The organism is Microcoleus sp. Pol1C5 (assembly GCF_036701115.1).
Classification (GTDB): Bacteria; Cyanobacteriota; Cyanobacteriia; order Cyanobacteriales; family Microcoleaceae; genus Microcoleus.
On the sequence record NZ_JAUBQE010000014.1, the window covers coordinates 81,256 to 99,915 of the forward strand.

General features: G+C 47.0%; 28 protein-coding genes. 10 read left to right on the plus strand and 18 right to left on the minus strand.

Translation table 11 applies throughout. The features are described from left to right. Positions 1–146: 146 nt before the first annotated feature. Together QUA23_RS10360 and QUA23_RS10365 are read left to right on the plus strand one after the other, a co-directional pair. A complete protein-coding gene (locus tag QUA23_RS10360) occupies positions 147–881 on the plus strand; it encodes a DUF72 domain-containing protein (protein WP_333074758.1) in 735 nt (244 codons plus the stop codon). A 526-nt stretch (positions 882–1,407) separates the two neighbouring features. Continuing rightward, complete coding sequence (locus tag QUA23_RS10365; protein WP_333074757.1) at positions 1,408–1,812, plus strand: hypothetical protein; 405 nt, start codon at positions 1,408–1,410, stop codon at positions 1,810–1,812. A 714-nt stretch (positions 1,813–2,526) separates the two neighbouring features. Here the strand turns inward: QUA23_RS10365 and QUA23_RS10370 are convergent. Next, complete coding sequence (locus QUA23_RS10370) at positions 2,527–2,892, minus strand: DOPA 4,5-dioxygenase family protein (RefSeq protein ID WP_333074756.1); 366 nt, start codon at positions 2,890–2,892, stop codon at positions 2,527–2,529. A gap of 80 nt (positions 2,893–2,972) precedes the next feature. Here QUA23_RS10370 and QUA23_RS10375 point away from each other — a divergent pair, with 80 nt between their 5' ends. Continuing rightward, positions 2,973–3,329 (plus strand): hypothetical protein, encoded by a 357-nt coding sequence (locus QUA23_RS10375; protein ID WP_333074754.1) that lies wholly within the window; start codon positions 2,973–2,975, stop codon positions 3,327–3,329. Between the two features lie 345 nt (positions 3,330–3,674). After that, positions 3,675–4,247 carry a hypothetical protein gene (locus QUA23_RS10380; RefSeq protein WP_333074752.1) on the plus strand — a complete coding sequence of 191 codons (573 nt, stop codon included), beginning with the start codon at positions 3,675–3,677 and terminating at the stop codon, positions 4,245–4,247. 5 nt (positions 4,248–4,252) lie between these two features. Here QUA23_RS10380 and QUA23_RS10385 read toward each other — a convergent pair whose 3' ends face one another. Further along, on the minus strand, positions 4,253–4,453 hold the full coding sequence (locus QUA23_RS10385; RefSeq protein ID WP_333074751.1) for a hypothetical protein: 201 nt from the start codon (positions 4,451–4,453) through the stop codon (positions 4,253–4,255). Positions 4,454–4,587: 134 nt separating this feature from the next. Between QUA23_RS10385 and QUA23_RS10390 the strand changes: the two genes are divergently transcribed. The 4 genes from QUA23_RS10390 to blaOXA all read left to right on the plus strand — a co-directional run bounded on the left by QUA23_RS10390 (position 4,588) and on the right by blaOXA (position 7,576). Next, entirely contained in the window at positions 4,588–5,376 is a 789-nt protein-coding gene (locus QUA23_RS10390; protein ID WP_333074749.1) for a HipA family kinase, read from the plus strand. After that, complete coding sequence (locus QUA23_RS10395) at positions 5,354–5,818, plus strand: DUF3037 domain-containing protein (RefSeq protein WP_333074748.1); 465 nt, start codon at positions 5,354–5,356, stop codon at positions 5,816–5,818. Before QUA23_RS10390 ends, QUA23_RS10395 begins: the two co-directional genes overlap by 23 nt. Before the next feature lie 323 nt (positions 5,819–6,141). Next, positions 6,142–6,555, plus strand: coding sequence for an MAPEG family protein (locus tag QUA23_RS10400; protein WP_333074747.1), 414 nt, complete (start codon positions 6,142–6,144; stop codon positions 6,553–6,555). A gap of 148 nt (positions 6,556–6,703) precedes the next feature. Beyond that, entirely contained in the window at positions 6,704–7,576 is an 873-nt protein-coding gene (gene blaOXA, locus QUA23_RS10405) for a class D beta-lactamase (RefSeq protein WP_333074746.1), read from the plus strand. Positions 7,577–7,740: 164 nt separating this feature from the next. Here blaOXA and QUA23_RS10410 read toward each other — a convergent pair whose 3' ends face one another. Next, entirely contained in the window at positions 7,741–8,283 is a 543-nt protein-coding gene (locus QUA23_RS10410; RefSeq protein ID WP_333074744.1) for a phosphatase domain-containing putative toxin, read from the minus strand. Between the two features lie 57 nt (positions 8,284–8,340). Here QUA23_RS10410 and QUA23_RS10415 point away from each other — a divergent pair, with 57 nt between their 5' ends. Next, entirely contained in the window at positions 8,341–8,979 is a 639-nt protein-coding gene (locus QUA23_RS10415) for a pentapeptide repeat-containing protein (protein ID WP_333074743.1), read from the plus strand. Positions 8,980–9,036: 57 nt separating this feature from the next. Here the strand turns inward: QUA23_RS10415 and QUA23_RS10420 are convergent, their stop codons facing one another. The 3 genes from QUA23_RS10420 to QUA23_RS10430 all read right to left on the minus strand — a co-directional run bounded on the left by QUA23_RS10420 (position 9,037) and on the right by QUA23_RS10430 (position 10,022). Further along, on the minus strand, positions 9,037–9,201 hold the full coding sequence (locus tag QUA23_RS10420) for a hypothetical protein (RefSeq protein ID WP_333074742.1): 165 nt from the start codon (positions 9,199–9,201) through the stop codon (positions 9,037–9,039). A gap of 56 nt (positions 9,202–9,257) precedes the next feature. Further along, on the minus strand, positions 9,258–9,548 hold the full coding sequence (locus QUA23_RS10425; RefSeq protein WP_333074741.1) for a helix-turn-helix transcriptional regulator: 291 nt from the start codon (positions 9,546–9,548) through the stop codon (positions 9,258–9,260). Positions 9,549–9,656: 108 nt separating this feature from the next. Further along, on the minus strand, positions 9,657–10,022 hold the full coding sequence (locus tag QUA23_RS10430) for a helix-turn-helix domain-containing protein (protein ID WP_333074739.1): 366 nt from the start codon (positions 10,020–10,022) through the stop codon (positions 9,657–9,659). Between the two features lie 138 nt (positions 10,023–10,160). Between QUA23_RS10430 and QUA23_RS10435 the strand changes: the two genes are divergently transcribed. After that, positions 10,161–10,532: a hypothetical protein gene (locus QUA23_RS10435; protein WP_333074738.1), complete on the plus strand. Its 372-nt coding sequence runs from the start codon at positions 10,161–10,163 to the stop codon at positions 10,530–10,532. Positions 10,533–10,613: 81 nt separating this feature from the next. Here QUA23_RS10435 and prfA read toward each other — a convergent pair whose 3' ends face one another. The 12 genes from prfA to QUA23_RS10495 all read right to left on the minus strand — a co-directional run bounded on the left by prfA (position 10,614) and on the right by QUA23_RS10495 (position 18,660). Further along, positions 10,614–11,708 carry a peptide chain release factor 1 gene (prfA, locus tag QUA23_RS10440; RefSeq protein ID WP_333059813.1) on the minus strand — a complete coding sequence of 365 codons (1,095 nt, stop codon included), beginning with the start codon at positions 11,706–11,708 and terminating at the stop codon, positions 10,614–10,616. A 337-nt stretch (positions 11,709–12,045) separates the two neighbouring features. Next, on the minus strand, positions 12,046–12,354 hold the full coding sequence (gene rpmE, locus QUA23_RS10445; protein WP_333074737.1) for a 50S ribosomal protein L31: 309 nt from the start codon (positions 12,352–12,354) through the stop codon (positions 12,046–12,048). A 293-nt stretch (positions 12,355–12,647) separates the two neighbouring features. Next, on the minus strand, positions 12,648–13,061 hold the full coding sequence (rpsI, locus tag QUA23_RS10450; RefSeq protein ID WP_006634975.1) for a 30S ribosomal protein S9: 414 nt from the start codon (positions 13,059–13,061) through the stop codon (positions 12,648–12,650). Continuing rightward, the gene (rplM, locus tag QUA23_RS10455; protein ID WP_015178725.1) at positions 13,061–13,516 is read right to left on the minus strand and encodes a 50S ribosomal protein L13; all 456 of its coding nucleotides are present in this window, start codon (positions 13,514–13,516) and stop codon (positions 13,061–13,063) included. Before rplM ends, rpsI begins: the two co-directional genes overlap by 1 nt. A 139-nt stretch (positions 13,517–13,655) precedes the next feature. After that, positions 13,656–14,498: a tRNA pseudouridine(38-40) synthase TruA gene (gene truA / locus QUA23_RS10460; RefSeq protein WP_333074735.1), complete on the minus strand. Its 843-nt coding sequence runs from the start codon at positions 14,496–14,498 to the stop codon at positions 13,656–13,658. A 29-nt stretch (positions 14,499–14,527) separates the two neighbouring features. Continuing rightward, complete coding sequence (gene rplQ, locus QUA23_RS10465; RefSeq protein ID WP_190657966.1) at positions 14,528–14,878, minus strand: 50S ribosomal protein L17; 351 nt, start codon at positions 14,876–14,878, stop codon at positions 14,528–14,530. Positions 14,879–15,003: 125 nt separating this feature from the next. Further along, entirely contained in the window at positions 15,004–15,948 is a 945-nt protein-coding gene (locus QUA23_RS10470) for a DNA-directed RNA polymerase subunit alpha (protein ID WP_202798589.1), read from the minus strand. A gap of 174 nt (positions 15,949–16,122) precedes the next feature. Continuing rightward, a complete protein-coding gene (rpsK, locus tag QUA23_RS10475) occupies positions 16,123–16,521 on the minus strand; it encodes a 30S ribosomal protein S11 (RefSeq protein ID WP_006634980.1) in 399 nt (132 codons plus the stop codon). Positions 16,522–16,605: 84 nt separating this feature from the next. Continuing rightward, positions 16,606–16,989 carry a 30S ribosomal protein S13 gene (gene rpsM / locus QUA23_RS10480; protein ID WP_006634981.1) on the minus strand — a complete coding sequence of 128 codons (384 nt, stop codon included), beginning with the start codon at positions 16,987–16,989 and terminating at the stop codon, positions 16,606–16,608. A gap of 85 nt (positions 16,990–17,074) precedes the next feature. Further along, a complete protein-coding gene (gene rpmJ, locus QUA23_RS10485) occupies positions 17,075–17,188 on the minus strand; it encodes a 50S ribosomal protein L36 (RefSeq protein ID WP_015178722.1) in 114 nt (37 codons plus the stop codon). Between the two features lie 369 nt (positions 17,189–17,557). Continuing rightward, the gene (infA, locus tag QUA23_RS10490; RefSeq protein ID WP_006276978.1) at positions 17,558–17,782 is read right to left on the minus strand and encodes a translation initiation factor IF-1; all 225 of its coding nucleotides are present in this window, start codon (positions 17,780–17,782) and stop codon (positions 17,558–17,560) included. 293 nt (positions 17,783–18,075) lie between these two features. After that, positions 18,076–18,660, minus strand: a complete 585-nt coding sequence (locus tag QUA23_RS10495; RefSeq protein WP_333074734.1) for an adenylate kinase — start codon at positions 18,658–18,660, stop codon at positions 18,076–18,078.

Below are 18,660 nucleotides of genomic sequence, written 5' to 3' on the forward strand. Positions count from 1 at the left end.
TAAAGTCAGGCTCAGCGTTTAAAAGATCCCTTAAGAGTTCAACTTGCTCTCTCTATTGTCACCTGATTGATAGAGTGCGGTAGCGATGACAGCCGACTAAACTTAAATTCAAACACAAACACAATCTGCATTGGAGTAAAAAGGCGATGAGTGTTCATATTGGCACTTCAGGTTGGAGTTACGACCACTGGGAAGGTGTGCTTTATCCCCACCACCTACCGCCGCGCTCTAGGCTAGATTGCTATATCCAGCACTATCAAACCGTCGAAGTTAATAGCACCTACTACCGCTGGCCACCAAACACTACCTTCGCTAACTGGCGAGAGCGCCTCCCCCAAGGATTTCTGATGACGGTAAAAGCGCCGCGTGGTCTAACGCACTCTAAGCGTCTTTACTCGCCCGAAAAGTGGTTGGAACGGATGAGTGAGGGACTTCAATGCTTGGGTTCACGATTGGGTATTCTGCTCGTCCAACTCCCTCCCCAGTTTGGCTGCGACTCGGTCCGCCTAGCCTACTTTCTAGAACAGGTGCCGCGCTGGATCAAAGTAACTGTCGAATTCCGACACCCAAGCTGGCACACAGAAGAGGTATTTTCGCTGCTGGAACGCTCTGGAGCGGCTTACTGCGTGATGAGCGGGGCTAACCTTCCGTGTATTCTGCGCGCAACGGGGTCAGTCGTCTATGTGCGCCTCCACGGCCCCGACGCCAACAATCTCTACGGTGGCTCCTACTCGGATGATGATTTGCATTGGTGGGCCGATCGCATCCATGAGTGGGAAAGTCAGGGGCGAAGTGTGTTCGTCTACTTCAACAACGACGGAGAGGGAAATGCAGTGAGGAACGCTTCTAAGCTAAAAAGTTTTGTCGAAAACCGTACTTAATGAGCGGCAAAGATTGACCATTCTTTTAGGCGCATTAATAAAAAACGCTTAGTAGTTCCTAAGCTTAGTAGTTCCTAAATCTGAATGAGTTCGCTTGTAAGCCCTATTTGTCCGACTTGGCAGCATAAACTCGATATTTCTAGCTTTTGTGCCAGCTTCAGAGAACGCTTTGTTTCGTACATTCCCGTCACGAAATCCAACCGCGATACTACACTAACGATACGCTTATTTGGCGATCGCTACAACTATTGTGAGCTAAAAACCTTTTCTGAGTTTTCTATTTTTTCCTGATTTACTTAGCCTAACAAAGTAAATGGATGCAGGTTTAGGATTAATGGTGTAGAGCGAGTGGTGGTTTATTACTCTGTTGAGTAAAAGAAATTTCGATAGAAAGCACATAGAGTTACAGCGTATTCCAGGTTTGTGAAGTGTAGGGACACTGCACTGCCGTGTCCCTACGGCGAGCTAACTATAGGCGGGTATACTTCATAAATGTGGAATCTGCTGTAAATTAAGGAGATTAGTCATGGCAAGGCGATTAACCGCATCGGGTTATATTTCTGGAGTTGATGATGAGACATTCGGGTCGAATGAATATGGCAATGCCTCTCTCGTTCGGGAAACTATCCTCTCTGATTCCGTACCTCAAAATGTTCTCTCTCTCGAGTGTCGATGGGGAGGAGAGTGCCGCGTTGAACTTACTTTAGTCGCTCAGGCCTTGGATAATGGAGATGTCCGAGTCAATGGAACTGCTAAACTTTTTGAAGGAACCAGCGAAAGTACAGGCGATCTAGATGGCCAGAGAGATTTTGTTGTTTTGGTTCCGCGCGGTAAGAATGCTTCCCATTCTGAAAGGGTTAATAATGATGATGAGGGCGGAGATTATGCTGACATCACAGTTACATTCAACAACGCCATTGTTGAAGATTGAGCAGTGGTAGCCTAGACGCTTCTAACTCATACCGTCGGACAGCTTGATGAGCGCCCGGCTTATTACTAAGTCGGGCAATTACCAATAGCCAACGGCTATCTATAATGACTTAACTACGTGATACGTTAATTGAACTCCAAAGCAAGTTAACGAATGAAGGTTAGCTTACCCCCAACTGCCATGATTTGTCTCAAACCTCAAATTAACGGCATCACTCGTCAGGTTAATTCCTTTAGCGGGCATACAACCGCCAAACATTGCCCAAAAACTAGGGAGTGCACCCGCTCCCGCTCAACAAATAGCTGCAATGCCTAGAGCTACTACGGCAGCAATCGCGCAATCTTTAGCATCGTTCCAACTTTGCTATGCAACATCATTAGGTAGGGAATCGTTACAAAAACTTTATGCTTAGTCCACCTCGGAAAGCGGGATGAATCGATGTATCCTCAACTCAGGTGCACCATCAAAACTAGCTATTTGAAATTCTCTGGTAGCTATACTTTACTTGGTAGAAGAGCTTTTCTTTTTAAGACTTCCCAGAAAAGACCTTTGTATCGGGAAGAACTGCCATAAAAAACCATAGCTTTTAGCGCCATATCCCGATCTAAAGCTTGGGGTACTGCATCCCAATCGATCGGGTGTTCGCAACCAGAGCGTTGGCATGGGAGCTCACGGTGATGACAAAATAACTGCTACTTTTTACGGAGTAATCGCTCAGAAACTCGCGTTGGCTGTTCTAGGCCGCAGAACTTCGAGATTCAGCTCTAGTTTTTCTCCCAGCCACAAAGAATGTTTCGTATGGTCTGCTAGATCATCGCCTGTTTCGGGATGGACGAGAATATCTAACCCCTCGCGATGCAGCATTAACCAAGGAACGACTTTCCCAAATTGCGAGGGTAAAAATGCAATTTGATACATGGCTTGGGAGTGGGGGCCGATGGGTTTGTCATGCCAACGCCCTAGTTGCACCTCAAACTGAGTCAATCCTTCGCGTACACGCGCTGCAACATCGCGATTATCTGGGTTGAAGTAAATATGTGCGTGAAAACCAACAATTTCGATAGTGTCTTCTTTCATCATTTTTAGTGGGGTATTGAGCGGACATCTGCACAAAACGGCTGTTAATTTGAGGCTAACTGGGTGAACGCCACTTAAGAGGTGTGGGTTGCGGGCATACAAGAGGCAGCGATGGCTCCGCCCCGGCTCACGCCTACGCACTCTTCGAGATTTGGGGCATGGCGCGGGTGTTGGGATTTGGGTTGGGTTATCCCATAATTGGGGTGTTGGTGGCGATCGGCAACAAGTTTGGTAATACATTAGTCATGGTGACAAGAGAATCCGCCAAGGTTGACAGTCGCTTCCTTCCCGAACTTATGTTAACTGTGAATAAAAACTCGCACAAACTCTCTGCTTTCTTACCAATTCTAGCACTGGCTTTTGTTCTAACCTCTGCACTAGCTGGGATAATTGAGCCAACATCTCTTTTCAGTTGGTTGTTTCGCCCAGAAAAGCTATAACTCAAACAAACCTGCATCACTGAGTCGCACAATTGGATGGGAGGATGAACAAGCTCTTTGCGTTGGGAAGATCGCGTACAAACAAATATAGCTTGGGGATTCTTGGACGCGGAGAAAAGCCCTGCGAAAATACCACCATTGATTGTGTCTGCGCTGTAAGATAGGGGCGGCATCCCGCAACCTAAAAACGGGTTTCTAAGGCCCAAGGGGAGAATCGAGCGAGCAAAAGTCAGGCGACTATTTCCCGCGAACAAGTACACAATAAATCAGTAGACTGGCGAAGGATATTCAGATAACAGCAGAATTAAATAAATATTTACAGATATCAACGAGGAAGAGCACTCAATGGGAAAGTTAAACAGTTCAAAGTTGGTCGCACTACTAATTGGCACAGCAGTCATTTTTTTGATTTTGGTAACATCAGTTAGCGCTCAATCGAAACTAACAGAGCGCTCGAAACTAGCAATTAATGGAATAGGGCCAATTCGGGTACGTATGACAGTTGATGAAGCGTCAAAAGCAGGTGGGATTAGATTAATTAGAAGTGGGAGTGGTGGTATTGACGAATACCTGTGTTCCTACGTCCAACCAAAAGGAGAGCCAAAAGGAATTAGCTTTATGATAACAAACGGTCGCATTGCCAGAGTGGATATTAGCAGCAAGCTCATCACCACCATCAAAGGAGCTAGAATCGGGGATAATGAAAACCGAATTTTATCTTTATATCCTGGGCAAATTAAAGCAACGCCTCACCCTTATGTAAGCCGCCCACCTGACAATGGAAAATATCTAACTTTTGTACCTAAAGATGCCGCTGACAAAAACTACCGCATAATTTTTGAGACTAGCAAAAATCGTGTAGATAGGTTCCGTTCGGGTAAACTTCCTGAAGTTGAGTATATAGAAGGCTGTTCATAATAGGCTCAAAAAACTCTTAATCCTGTGACATCTACCTCAACAGCCGACAGCATTTTGGGTTCCATCCCGTACAAATCATTCAGAACAAGCTTGGCATTGGGAAACACGAAATACTCCCTCAGCGTGCCGATGCGGTAATTGAAGGCTTTGTAGCCGATCGCCCAACCCTTGAAATCTCGATTTCGATCGCCTGCAATAGCCAACAAATGCAAAAATAATTAGAGACTACTTAACATCAGTCCCAGTTAAAAGAAAGAATCCAACTGTAAGTCCGCGCTCCAAACCCTCATAAAATGAGTGATTTCCCATCGAAAATCTCAAATCTCAAATCGAAAATAGCATGAGTCCCAGCTTGCGAACAGTCATTGCTACCAGGTATGTCACTCCCTTGCGCGAGGGCGGATCGCTGCCGGCGATCGTCGAAGCAGATGATGACGGTATGTACGTGCTCAAATTTCGCGGTGCCGGCCAGGGAGCCAAATCTCTGATCGCGGAGCTAGTGGCGGGAGAGATTGCTCGCGCTTCCGGACTCCCAATCCCCGAACTCGTCTTTGTTGAACTCGATCCCGAACTGGCTCGCACTGAGCCTGACCCGGAAATTCAAGACTTGATCCGAGCCAGTGCTGGCCTCAACCTCGCCCTCGACTATCTCCCGGGCTCCATCACTTTTGACCCGATAGCGGGGAAGTCCGATGCGGATTTGGCCTCAGAAATCGTCTGGTTCGATGCTTTTGTGACTAACATCGATCGCACGCCGCGCAATGCAAATATGCTCGTATGGCACCGCCGGCTTTGGCTGATCGATCACGGTGCGGCCCTCTACTTCCACCACACCTGGAAAGATTATCTCTCGCGCAGCCGCGATCGTTTCCCCCCAATCAAAGACCACGTTCTGCTGCGTTTTGCCAGCACCCTGGAAGCGGCAAATTCAAAGATGACTCAAACGCTAACCCCTGACATCATTCACAATATCATTAAACTAATTCCTGATGCTTGGCTGGTGGGAGATTCTCCTTTCAGCGATAGCAACCAACATCGCAATGCTTATATTGAGTACCTGCTAAATCGGCTAGAATCACCACATATTTTTTTGGAGGAAGCGATTAGTGCCAGATCGATTTCTTTATGATTACGCCATTATCCGTGTCGTTCCCAAAGTTGAGCGCGAGGAGTTTATCAATGTGGGGGCGATCGTTTCCTGCGGTACGAAAAAATTCCTCGATGCCCGTATCGAAATAGATGAACAGCGCTTGATGGCGATCGACTCAACGTTGGATCTGGAAATGATTCGCAATCACCTAGCAGTCATTCCCATCATTTGTGCAGGCGGCAAGGAATCTGGTGCGATCGGTCAACTTCCCCACAGAGAGCGCTTTCACTGGCTCGTAGCACCCCGCAGCACGATCGTTCAGACATCACGCGTACACACTGGTTTTTGCCAGAGTTTACCGAGTGCGATCGAACATCTGCTCGATACAATGGTGCGATCGTCTTGCCGAAAACCATCTGTAAACGCTCGGTTGCTAGCGGCGGGAATTGACACTCAGGAGATGCGATCGCACTCTAGTTAGCGTCAGCTTGTCGGTTAGATGCTGCTTTGAGCTTGGTAGGGGCTCTATCCATTTCGGAAAACACTCAGAATATCCGAATTATTCATATCTCTCTTCTCCACCTCTCGACCTCTGCGTGAATCTGCGTCAATCTCTTGTCATCTGCGGTTTATACATTCTCTTTTTTTAACCGCAGATGAGGACAGATTAATACAGATGAATTAGATCAATTCCGGTTACACTGTCGGTGAGCGTTGACTGTTGGCTGGATTTGACAATTCCCATGCTACAGGATTTGATATAACTTTTCTAAAGTCTTAACCGCAGTTTCGCAAGGTAGAAAGATGATGCACAGTGAACCGACAAATATGACTTTCCCTCTCTGGGGTTTAGCAATTTTCATTTTGTGGACGATCGCAGTTGTTGTCATGCTGCTGACAGTCAGGATTCGGCATCTATCTGCGGGTGGATCTGTAAAAGATTTCGGCACACAGAACGATGACAGCTTGCTTTGGCGACTATTTCGAGTACAATCCAACTTGATAGAAAACCTGCCTTTGTATTTAGGAATTGTTTTTCTTCTAACCGTTAGGGGTGTATCAGGAACAGCAGTAGATTTGCTGATTGTTGTGTACATCTTATTTCGGCTGGTACATTCAGTGATTCACATCGCTGGCCTCGATCCCAAGTTTCGACTATTGAGCTTAGCGATTCAGTTAAGCTGCTTGGTCGCCTTAACTTTTATGGCAGTTTTATAGTTAAGGATTTAGGCAATGAGCACATATATTGTAGGGTGCCTCAGCAGCAAACTCTAATTGTTTTGTACACAGCCTCAGTCTGACGCACCTTGCAAGTCGATGCCCCTGTAACATTACTAACTGTGATTTGGCTAAATTATTGAAGTTTATGAACAGAATATATCGTGCGATCGCTGTTATTTTAATTGTATTAGGCTGCACTATTTCAGTTTTAGTTCAGCCGCCGCAATCAGCCTTAACCATGCCGCCTCTAGTGCCAAAATCTTCACCTAGCGGAGGAGATTTGGCTCAGACAATTAATTTTGGACGGCACTTTCAAGAGCTAGGAGTGGAAGGCTCGATCGCGATTTACGATTTGAATAGCGATCGGCTTTATCAACACAACCCGCAGCGTAACGCCACAGCTTTTTTACCTGCATCTACATTTAAGATTGTCAACTCTCTGATTTCCTTAGAAACAGGGGTGATTTCAGATGAGATTGCCGTTCTAACTTGGGATGGAATTCAAAGGCAAATTCCCGCATGGAATCGAGACTTGAATATGAGAGAAGCCATAAAACTTTCCGCCGTTTGGTTTTACCAAGTTCTCGCCCGCCGAGTCGGACACGAGCAAATGCAAAAAGGGGTAGCTAAAGTCGGTTATGGCAACCAAAAAATCGGTAACAAAGACGATATTGACAAATTCTGGTTAGAGGGAGAACTGCGAATCACACCCAACGAGCAAATTCAATTTCTCCGCCGTCTCTACAAAAACGACTTACCCTTTTCCGAGCGATCGCTGTCTCTAGTTAAAGACATCATAATTGTTGAAAAAACTCCCGATTACACAATTAGGGCAAAGACAGGCTGGGCAAACTTTGGAGAACAAACAAAGTCTCAAATTGGCTGGTATGTAGGTTATTTAGAAAAAGATAAAAACGTTTACTTTTTTGCTACAAACATTGACATCCGCAACGAAAATGACGCATCTGCAAGAATCGAGTTAACGCGCCGTTGCTTCAAGGATCTTGCGCTGCTATAACTGCGTTATTTGTTCTCTAATCTTCGCAAAAACGCCAGCGGATTGGCTAACGGTGAGAGCCAAAATACCCATTTAGCCGATGCCTGAGTTCGATCGCAGGAAGCCGAGTCTTTTAAATCTTTTAGGACTTACGCAATTGGGACATATATATAGTTGCTATAGTGCTATATATCATTTCTCGCAAGGCGACAATCATCTAAGAGAGCATTAACTTTTTCAACGACTAGCCAGGGGTTTCGACCTTTCAAACAAGCTACGATCGCTGCTTCATAGGGATTTCTGCCAGTTTTTTTTACTGCTGCGATCGCCTGTTTGTTAGACAATCCCCGCCCGCTGACCAACCAAGCAGCCAAAACCTGTCCTGTACGTCCGATCCCCCCAGAACAGTGAACTACAACCCGTTCGCCTTTGCTATTTGCAGATTCCAAAAACGGCAATATTCGATCGATTAAAATATCGCGATCGACCAATTCAAAGTCTGGAATCGGTGCCCAGCAAACTCGATCGCACCCAAATATTTTCCTATATGTTCCCAGTAAATCAGTGTAGCGGATGAGTTGCGTCTGAGCAAGCAAGCAGCAAACTTGCTTGATATTATGCCGCTGCATAAATTCAATCCACCGAGCAATTTCTGCATCGCGGTATCCTGGTCTGGCTGCACCAAACACAATTAATTCATTCTCTGAAGCCGCAGCGAATTTGTGCATACTGTTTTCAATATTTTTACCTATAATTAAGAAAGACGCACAAATCCTGAATCAACAGTGAAAAACAACAGCTTGATCATCTTAATGAATGGGCTGCAACCCAAACCCGAAACCGTTTTGCTATGCGACTCAAGTGCAGCAGCTTCTGAGATGGCATTCATGCTCAACGGTGAGTGGGATGGGTGCAATAGTTTGGTGCTCCCTAAATGCGACAAGGTAGCAATTGAAGCAGCCGCCAGTTTGCTGGAGACATCCTGGTGCTACCAAAATACTTGCGAACCCGTTTTAATTCGGCTGGAAGTTGACGAATTTTTGCGCCGTTATGCGATTGGAGACAGGTTTTTTATTAATGCTAACTTGCGATGCGCGCAATTGAGCGAACTTTGCTTGGAAAACATTGATTTGAGTTATGCTAAATTAAATTTGGCTAACCTCAGCGGCACTAATTTAAGCAAAGCAAACTTAATGGCAGCACAGATGCCAGCAGCAAATTTGAGTGGCAGCAATTTGAGTGGATCGCAACTTGTGAGGGCGAACTTATCAGGAGCAAATTTATCTGATGCTAATCTCAAAGGTGCAGATCTGAGTTATGCAGATTTAAGCAATGTTTGCTTAACAGGTGCTGATTTAAGAGGTGTAAATTTAGCTAGAGTAGACTTAAGAAAAACAAGCTTAGATAGGGCGATTGTTAAGTAATACCAAATCCCGCTTAAATACTTTCTCTCACACCCTCTCCCTACCTCCTGTCAACATTTATCCGCGTACATCCGCCACCATATCGGGGATAACCTGTCCTTTTTCCCAATACTGAACAGCAGCCCCAAAGACTCCCAATAACCTACCAAAAGCGCTAAAACTCAGGTCGCTACGCGCTAGCTTCACAACTTCGCTCAATTTTTTCCTAGCTTCGGCGTCCACAGTATTACTCGTCAGATAAACACAACTCCTAGTTTACAGATAAATTTATCTAATACTCATTTCCCAGCAGCTTCAGCCGATGCAGCGAATCTATCCGCTACAGCTTTGCCAATTAGCGCCACCTGACTCAGAGGCAAAAACTGAATTTTTTTGACAATATTTTTAATTTCTGGGGCTTGCGAGACTGGATTGCCATCCAAAAAGCTGAGAAACTCTTCCAGCGAATAACCAGCTCTTGCAGCGAGCTTAGCCAAGTTTTCAGTATCAGGAACCGTATCGCCCCTTTCCCAAAGCTGAACAGCGGTAGCGGAAACGCCCAAAAGCTTACCAAACGCTCGCTGACTCATTGTTCCGCGCGCTGTTTTGATGATTTCACTAAGTTTTTGTCTATTTTGGATGTTCACGACTCGAAGGTTACTCAACCGTATCTACCAGTCTACTTACGAAGTGATACATCAACTATATTTCCCAGACGACTCAGCCGCCGCCGCGAGTCTATCCATCACGGCTCTACCAACCACGGCTAACTCACTAATTGGTATACATTGAATTTTTTTAAGCAGATCGTTAGTATCTACAGGTTCCTGCACCGGCTTGCCTTCAAGATGAGCCATGAGCTCTTCCATCGTAAATCCTGCTCTTGTCGCAATCTGAGTCAAATTTTTGGTATCTGGAAGTACCTGCCCCTTTTCCCAATACAAGACAGAAGCAGCAGAAACTCCCAACAGCTTGCCAAAAGCAGTCAGACTCATCGAGCCCCGCGCTAATTTAACAACCTCACTCAGTTTTTTCCTAGCTTCTGCGTCCACAGTATCAGTCACCAGATAACCACAACTCCTAGTTTACTTGTCTACCAACAAATTTGTCTGTCTTGCTTGACAGCAGAACTTTTAGCAGATAGGATTTTAAATATATTTAAAACTTTAATTTTAGTGAAAGCAGATTGGGGAGCAATACCAATGACCAACAGACGCACTCAAAAAACTAGCAAGACAAGCCGCACCCGTCAAAGCCTTACAGCCTCCGGTTGGCTCAAACCCCAATGCTGGCAAATCTCCAAAATAGAAGCAGCCGAAGCCTTGAGAATGCCCGTCAACCGCATAGTCAAAGTCTACCCCAAACAACATCAGGTAATAGTTGTTTACCTGAACAAGAAAGGACAAAAATGCAGTTCTTTTTTCAGCTACAGACTATTTGCCAGATGGGAACAAGAGGCGATCGCAGCAATTGCCAGTTGTCGAAACCAGCAAATTCTAGCACCCCTAGAAGTCATTGTACAATACGACCTCGAACATATCAAATATCCAGTGGCGATCGCCGATGCAATGTGAGAAGCCCTACTCAACCATATCTCCCGCGTAACAAGGGAACTGAGGCTGAGCAAACAATGCGCCTAGTCCCCCATCACTCCATCAATTAGTAGAAGCAGCCAACTCAGCCAAACGTTCCTGCTGATCCTGAGAAATGCAAGTTTGAATAATCCCCTCAATATCCCCTTCCAAAACACTATTGAGCGAGAAATTCTCCCCCAAACGGTGGTCCGTAGCCCGATTGTCCTTATAGTTGTAAGTGCGAATCTTCTCCGATCGCGAACCAGTACCAACCTGAGCTAAACGCCGGGACTTCACCTCATCCTGCTGTTCCCGCAACTTCATCTCATAGAGCTTAGCCCGCAAAATCTGCATCGCCCGCTCCTTATTCTGCAACTGACTGCGCTCCTCAGTACAGAAAATCCGAATTCCCGTCGGCTTGTGAAACAAATCCGCAGCAGTTTCCACCTTGTTCACGTTTTGACCGCCAGCGCCGCCCGATCGAGCCGTGCTCATCTCAATATCCTTCGGATCGATGTGAATCTCCACATCATCAACCTCCGGCATCACAGCCACCGTCGCCGTAGAAGTATGCACCCGGCCGCCAGCCTCAGTCACAGGTACCCGCTGCACCCGGTGTACCCCAGCCTCAAACTTCAGCTTGCTGTAAACACTGTCGCCTGTAATTTCCAGAATCACCTCTTTAAAGCCGCCCATTTCCGCCAGCGACTCGCTCACCAACTTCACCTGCCAGCCTTGAGTTTGAGCGTAACGGGAATACAGTCGCAGCAAATCTCCAGCCCAAATACTAGCCTCATCTCCGCCAGTACCCGCCCGAATTTCCAACATAATATTCTTATCATCGTTCGGGTCGCGAGGGAGCAGCAAAACCTTCAAACGACTTTCCAAATTCTCCAGCTTCGCCTCAAGTTCCTGAACTTCCAGCGCAGCCATTTCTTGCATATCTCGATCGCCCGCGGCTTCCTTGAGAACCTGTCGCGCGCCCACCAAATCTTCCTGAGTAGTTTTCCACAGAGCAAAAGTATCGACCACTTCCTCCAAGGACGATCGAGCTTTTGCTACCCGTTGAAACTCTTGATTGTCCCTAGCGACATCCGGGTCAGCCATGCGGCGAGTCAACTCATTAAAAGTTTGCTCTACCGACTTCAATTTATCCAGCAAATAAGATTCAGCCATTGTCAGTTGTCCTTTGTCAATCGATTTTAGATTTTAGATTTTAGATTTTAGATTTTAGATTTGAAGAACAGTTGGGATAGAATCTCGATCGAACTCAACTGCCTGCATAGCAAGTCTTCAATCTAAACTCTCCAATCCGAGGGCGGATCGATTTTAGATTTTAGATTTTAGATTTTAGAACTCAAGAGCAGTTAGGATAGATGTCGATCGAACTTAACTCGATCGAACTCAACTGCCAGCCTTAGCAAGTCTTCAATCTAAAATCTAAAATCCGAAGGCGGTAAGTTGCCAGTAGAAAGAACTACTCTCAACAAACTGCGGACAAATGACAATCCGGCTACTTCTTCTTTTTGCCTTTAGCAGCAGCCTTAGAAGCATCTGCTTTGGGATCTTCCATTTTCAGCGGCCCAGAGGAAGCATCTGCCTTCGGCATTTCTACCTCGGTCATGCCGTATTTCCGCATAAAACGCTCGACACGACCTTCAGTATCAATAATCTTCTGAGTGCCAGTATAAAAAGGATGATTTCCCGACCAGACATCAACTTGAAGCTTTGGTCTAGTTGAACCCACAGTCATCACCAGTTCCCCGTTGCAATAAACCTGAGATTCGGGATACCACTCAGGGTGAATGCCATCTTTTGCCATTGTTTTTTACTCTCTAATTTTTGACTTTACAACCATTTTAGCTGCCGCAGGACTTCTAAACCAACAACAGCACCAATTTTGTCTTATACCTTTTGGAACCCGGAATCAGGAATCGGAAATAAACTTGAAAAAAAGGCAGATAAAATCTGAATGATTCTTGCCTTTTCTTTCTTCCTTTTTCCTTCTTCCCTCAATCCGTCAATCCGAACATCCGTTACATCCGTTAAAAAATCCGTTGCCGAACTTTCATTACATCCGTTACATCCGTTACACAATCCGTTGCCGAACCTCGATTACCGCTTCGAGTATTGAGGAGCTTTGCGAGCTTTCCGCAAACCGTACTTTTTCCGTTCTTTGGCCCGCGGGTCGCGAGTCAAATAGCCCTCAGTCTTAAGAGGCTTGCGGTTGTCCGGGTCTAATTGACAAAGTGCTCTAGCGACACCCAAGCGAATCGAATCAGCCTGACCTGTCAAGCCACCGCCTTCGACTTTTACCAAAATGTCGTACTCATTTTCCAGACCCAAAGTTTCCAGAGGGGCTTTGGCGAGAGCCAAATAAGTAGGGTTGAATTGCAGGTACAAATCCCCCTCTTTACCATTGACAGTCAGTATGCCAGTGCCGGGAACCAAGCGCACCCGCGCTACGGAACGCTTGCGGCGGCCGGTACCCCAGTAAACAGCGCGACCCGATGTATCTGTTGCTTGCATTACTCATTTCCTCCCGGAATCGTGTGAACAATTAATTCTTCTGGTTTTTGAGCTTGGTGCGGGTGGTTGGGGCCAGCGTACACCTTCAGTTTAGTGAACAGTTGTCTGCCCAGAGAAGTGTGAGGCAGCATTCCCCGTATAGCTTCTTCGACGATTCTTTCGGGCAAACGTGCTTGCAATTTGGCAAAAGTTTCTGTTTTCATCCCGCCCGGTCTTCCAGAATGGCGGCGGTAGATTTTCTGGGTACGTTTTTTGCCAGTAACAGCGATTTTGTCGGCATTGATGACAATTACGAAGTCGCCGGTATCCATAGAAGGAGTGTAAGTCGGTTTGTGTTTCCCCCGGAGGTACATGGCAACTTCAGTTGCCAGACGGCCCAGCCGCTGGTCGGCGGCATCGACCACGTACCACTTGTGCTCTAGGGAGTCTTGAGTAGGGACGTAAGTTTTGTTCATTGTTTGTTGTTAGTTGTCTATTAACTGTTAACTGTTGTTAGTTGTCAGTTGTCAGTTGTCAGTTGTCAGTTTTTAATTGTTAGTTGTCCTTAGTTTTTTATTAGTAGTTACCTAATGACTAATGACTAATGACTAATGACTAATGACTAATGACTAATTTTGGCTGAGTGTCGTACCAGACCTCTGGGGGAAAGGGAAATTCTGAATAGCCAACCCGCAGCAGGCACAAACCTTGAGCGGGAGCGGCATATTTTACCATTTCTCGGCGTTCGTTGACCCAGATATCTGTGAAATTGTCGATCGGCCTTTCCCCGCGACCCACCTGCACCAGCAACCCCACCAGCAGCCGCATCATCCCGTATAGAAACCCGCTCGCCTGAACCTCAATATAGATAAGAGGCCCAGAACGGTGACACTCTGCCGCTTGTACGTCCACCCAGGAATGGGGGCGGGCTGAGCCCGCGCGGTGAAAAGCAGCCAGGTGATGCCGCCCGATGAGCGGTGTCAAAGCTTTCTGAATCAAAGATTCATCCACAGGGGCGTGATAGCAGTGCCAAGCAAAAGGACGCACAAACAAATTAGGGGTCGGATCTGTATAAAGGGTGTAGCGATAGCGCCGCCAACTGGCTGAGAACCGAGCGTGCCAGGTAGGTTCCACCTTTGCCGAAGCTCGAATTAAAATATCTTTTGCCAGTCGAGAGTTGAGAACGCTTGCCCAGCGGTGAGCCGGAATTGGGCCGTGGGCATCAAAATGCGCTACTTGAGCAGCAGCGTGGACTCCCGCATCGGTTCTCCCAGCAGCGTGCAGCGTTACCGGGCGTTCCAGAACAGTCGATATTGCTGTTTCAATTTCTTCTTGTACTGTACGCTGGTTCGGCTGTCGCTGCCAACCGTGAAAGTTAGTGCCGAGGTATTGGATTACTAGAGCAACGCGCTGTATCGATTGGGGATTTTCGATTGGGGATTTTGGATTGTCAGTCATAAATCACAAATCTCCAACCCAAAATTGAATTAAACCAGTTCAACGATCGCCATTTCGGAATTGTCTCCTTGACGGGGGACAGTTCGCACTACGCGGGTGTAGCCCCCGTTGCGCGAGCCGTACCGTTCTTGGGCTGCTTCAAACAAGGCGTGTACTAACTGTTTGTCGTAGATAAAGCCCATAGCTTGCCGGCGAGCGGCCAAGGAGCCATCTTTTGCCAGGGTAATCATTCTGTCCGCCTCTGGGCGCAGCGCTTTGGCGCGGGCGAGAGTGGTAGTAATTTTACCGTGGCGGATTAATTCGGTGGTCAGCGAGCGCAGCAGGGCGCGGCGCTGGTCAGCCGGTTTGTTGAGTTGGGGAACGCGACAGCGGTGACGCATAGCAGTTGGTAATTGGTAATTGGTAATTGGGTGCCGGGATAGTCCGCGAGTTTTGAGCGGTGATTTCTTTAACTTAAAAACTCACCTACTTAAAATTCAGAACTTTTTTACCCGTTACCCGTTGATTAACTTTTAGCTGATTTTTCCTGTGGCAAGGTAATGCCCAAGCGTTTTTGTAAAGCTTCAATCACTTCTTCGGCAGACTTCTGCCCGAAGTTCTTGATCTCGAGCAAGTCTTCTTGGGTATAATCCAATAAGTCTGCGACTGAGTTGATCTGAGCCCGCTTGAGACAGTTGTAAGCCCGGACGGACAACTGCAATTCTTCGATCGGAATTTGGCTAGTAGGATCGGCTTCACCTGGATACTCTGGTTTGAGAGAATCTTGGGTGATGTCTTTGAGAGGTGCAAATAAATCTACCAGGATGTTGGCAGATTGACTCAAAGCTTCTTGAGGAGTCACGCTGCCATCAGTCCAGATTTCCATAATCAGCCGGTCTTTTTCGACCGTACCGCCTACCCGAGCATCTTCAACGCTGTAGTTGACTCGGCGAATCGGCATAAAGATGGCGTCAATTTGGAGAAAATCCAAAGCCGATCCATCATCCCGACTGCGGTCTACTGCTCTGTATCCGATGCCTTTTTCAATTCTGAATTCCATTTCCAGAACTGAACCTGGGGAGAGAGTTGCAATGTACTGGGATCGATCGATCAATTCCACCTCTGAGGGCAAATCGAATCGATCGGCCGTAACGGTGACAGGCCCCTCAATCCGCAACCTACCGATTTGCGGCTGCTGAGAATGAGTTTTGAGGACGACCTCTTTCATGTTCAGGAGAATTTCTAGAACATCCTCACGTACCCCTTCGATCGTGGCAAACTCGTGATTGACACCCGCGATGCGGACTGAAGTTACTGCTGTTCCTTCCAAATTTGAAAGCAGAACTCGCCGAAGCGCATTCCCAACAGTTGTTCCCTGACCGCGATCGAGCGGTTCTAGGACAAATTTTCCGTACTGACTGCGGTCTTTGTCAGTGTTAGACTCTATACATTCAATTTGAAACTGCGCCACGGAGTGACCTCCCTTTTCCACTTTGGATTTTTGATTTTGGATTTTAGATTGCAGAGCATACCCCTGAACGGATTTCGGATTTTGGATGGACGGGGCAACAGTTAGAACCATTAGTTTTTGACTTTAAGCAGTTAGCCATTATCCAAAATCTAAAATCTAAAATCTCAAATCGTTTTAGACTCTACGCCGCTTGGGAGGGCGACAGCCGTTGTGAGGAATTGGGGTAACATCTCTAATCAGGGTGATTTCCAGTCCCGCCCCTTGCAGCGCCCGGATTGCAGTTTCTCTACCTGCTCCAGGCCCGCTCACCATTACTTCTATTTGGCGCATTCCTTGGTCGTTGGCTCTGCGGGCAGCACTTTCTGCTGCTGTTTGAGCTGCAAAGGGAGTTCCCTTCTTAGCTCCTTTAAAACCGCTGGAACCTGCCGATGCCCAGGATATCACTTCGCCGTTGAGGTCGGTAATAGTTACAATCGTGTTGTTAAAGGTAGACTGGATGTAGCCTACCCCATTGGGTACATTCCGTTTCTGCTTTTTTGCACCAGATTTCTTGCCTGTTTGTTGTCGCGCCATATTAGTCTCTTTAACGTTTCTCTCAACTAATGTCCCGAAGCGCTAGGAGCCAGCAGCCCCCAGCGTATTTTTCCAAAAAAGATGTTACTTCTTGGAAGGTGCCTTTTTCTTGCCCGCAACTGTTCGGCGGACGCCACGACGGGTTCTGGCGTTGGTACGGGTTCGTTGTCCCCGCACCGGCAGACCCAAACGGTGACGCCGACCGCGATAAGTTCCGATGTCCATCAGGCGCTTGATGTTCATTGACTCCCAGCGCCGGAGGTCTCCTTCGATTTGGTATGTGGTTTCTACATGAGCCCGCAGAGCTGTCACGTCGGCCTCTGTTAAATCCTTAACGCGAGTGTCAGGATTTACGCCTGTTGCAGCGATAATTTTTTGGGCCCGCGACAAGCCTATTCCGTAAATGTATGTCAGACCTATTTCGACGCGCTTATCGCGTGGAAGGTCTACCCCGGCAATCCGTGCCACACTTTTTGTCTCCCTAGTTTTCCTATTTGGCTACAATGTTCAATTAGGATGCACCTGCGTGCATTGCCCAATCTTCCTTTTTTTTCTAACCTTGGCGCTGTTTGTGTTTCGGGTTAGTGCATATCACCATCACTCGACCGCGACGGCGGATGACGCGACATTTCTCACAAATTTTTTTGACAGATGCTCGAACTTTCATCTTTCTTCCTGCCTGGAGAACCCCGCTCTACCGGAGAGCAGGCACGCTGGGACTGCCCGTAGAGCGGTGGGAGGAGAGGCTGGGCAAGGTGTAGGCCTCTCCTCGATTAAATTGTATAAAGTGCGGGTTGTTTCATGAAGGAGCCCGCTTGCACCCACTCCCATTGCTGGGTAAAGTTCGCCTGCGCCAGAGTGTTGGCCGAGCGATACTTTTACGGTGTAACAATGACTTAACCCGGTACACCGGTGGGTTGTTGACGCCCTTCTCGGCAACACTACAAACGTAGCATTATAGCATAAATTTGAAGCTTTTTACCAAATTCTCTCTAAATTAAACTTAGAATTAGTTTTTAGAAAGTTTTATCTAAGCCTATTTTTTCCGAAGGCGATAAGTAATCCTGCCTTTGGTCAAATCGTAGGGAGTCAATTCGACTTTGACGCGATCGCCAGGCAGAATTTTGATGTAGTTGCGGCGGATCTTGCCGGAAATGTGAGCCAGCACGTTAAACCCATTATCTAGGTCAACGCGAAACATCGCATTGGGCAGGGATTCCGTCACTGTCCCTTCCATTTCAATTAAATCTTGCTTAGACAATTTGGTATTTACCTCAACTCTACATTTGATTAACTAGGAGTGTCCCGGCGTTGGTCTCAAAACCTATTTACTGGTAGGAGTCAAACGCGAACGGGGGGCAATAATTCGGGCGACTCGATCGACTTTAATACTCAACCAACCGCTTGTTTTAGCTTTACTTGAGTAAAGTTGTGGCAATTAGTATCGAGTTCAATCCGGTCTCTAGCAACCCTCACAAAACCTGATAGCACAAAAAGCTCCTAGTTAACATATCTTAGCAAAAGCTTGTGAGTAACAAGCTGTATTGAGAGGGTTCAAGAGTCGCCAGAGAGAGCTTGCTGCAGTTCTGCGGTGATTAATTCCATGTCGCGATCGCCATCAACCGCAACTAACTGTTGGCGGGCGCTGTAAAACTCAATCAAAGGCTCAGTTTGCTCGCGATAAACTTGCAACCTGCGGCGGATCGTCTCCTCATTGTCATCGAGGCGGCCCCGCGACAGCAGGCGAGCCACCAAAATGTTGTCAGGCACCTCCAAATTGACAGCTCTGAGATCGCAGTCCTTACCAGACGTACTTCCCCCAGCACCGCTAACATCACAAAGCAGTTTGTCAAAAAACGCTGCCTGTGCCACAGTGCGGGGAAAGCCGTCCAGAATCCAACCAGCACTAGCATCTGGTTGATTCATGCGTTCTTGCACGATATCCCTCAATAACTCGTCGGGAACCAACTCACCAGCATCCATGTAGGCTTTCGCCTTTAGACCCAAGGCAGTTTTGGCAACCACGCAGGCGCGCAGGATATCGCCCGTAGAAATGTGGGGTATTTTCCAGTGAGCGGCTAATATCTGAGCCTGAGTTCCTTTTCCCGCCCCTGGAGGCCCCATAAAAATCAATTTCAT

Coding starts and splice junctions, on each gene's coding strand:
- QUA23_RS10360 (WP_333074758.1), top strand. CDS start 147: ATGAGTGTTCATATTGGCACTTCAGGTTGGAGTTACGACCACTGGGAA.
- QUA23_RS10365 (WP_333074757.1), top strand. CDS start 1,408: ATGGCAAGGCGATTAACCGCATCGGGTTATATTTCTGGAGTTGATGAT.
- QUA23_RS10370 (WP_333074756.1), bottom strand. CDS start 2,892: ATGATGAAAGAAGACACTATCGAAATTGTTGGTTTTCACGCACATATT.
- QUA23_RS10380 (WP_333074752.1), top strand. CDS start 3,675: ATGGGAAAGTTAAACAGTTCAAAGTTGGTCGCACTACTAATTGGCACA.
- QUA23_RS10390 (WP_333074749.1), top strand. CDS start 4,588: ATGAGTCCCAGCTTGCGAACAGTCATTGCTACCAGGTATGTCACTCCC.
- QUA23_RS10400 (WP_333074747.1), top strand. CDS start 6,142: ATGATGCACAGTGAACCGACAAATATGACTTTCCCTCTCTGGGGTTTA.
- blaOXA (WP_333074746.1), top strand. CDS start 6,704: ATGAACAGAATATATCGTGCGATCGCTGTTATTTTAATTGTATTAGGC.
- QUA23_RS10410 (WP_333074744.1), bottom strand. CDS start 8,283: ATGCACAAATTCGCTGCGGCTTCAGAGAATGAATTAATTGTGTTTGGT.
- QUA23_RS10425 (WP_333074741.1), bottom strand. CDS start 9,548: ATGAGTCAGCGAGCGTTTGGTAAGCTTTTGGGCGTTTCCGCTACCGCT.
- QUA23_RS10435 (WP_333074738.1), top strand. CDS start 10,161: ATGACCAACAGACGCACTCAAAAAACTAGCAAGACAAGCCGCACCCGT.
- prfA (WP_333059813.1), bottom strand. CDS start 11,708: ATGGCTGAATCTTATTTGCTGGATAAATTGAAGTCGGTAGAGCAAACT.
- rpmE (WP_333074737.1), bottom strand. CDS start 12,354: ATGGCAAAAGATGGCATTCACCCTGAGTGGTATCCCGAATCTCAGGTT.
- rpsI (WP_006634975.1), bottom strand. CDS start 13,061: ATGCAAGCAACAGATACATCGGGTCGCGCTGTTTACTGGGGTACCGGC.
- rplM (WP_015178725.1), bottom strand. CDS start 13,516: ATGAACAAAACTTACGTCCCTACTCAAGACTCCCTAGAGCACAAGTGG.
- truA (WP_333074735.1), bottom strand. CDS start 14,498: ATGACTGACAATCCAAAATCCCCAATCGAAAATCCCCAATCGATACAG.
- rplQ (WP_190657966.1), bottom strand. CDS start 14,878: ATGCGTCACCGCTGTCGCGTTCCCCAACTCAACAAACCGGCTGACCAG.
- rpsK (WP_006634980.1), bottom strand. CDS start 16,521: ATGGCGCGACAACAAACAGGCAAGAAATCTGGTGCAAAAAAGCAGAAA.
- rpmJ (WP_015178722.1), bottom strand. CDS start 17,188: ATGAAAGTTCGAGCATCTGTCAAAAAAATTTGTGAGAAATGTCGCGTC.
- QUA23_RS10495 (WP_333074734.1), bottom strand. CDS start 18,660: ATGAAATTGATTTTTATGGGGCCTCCAGGGGCGGGAAAAGGAACTCAG.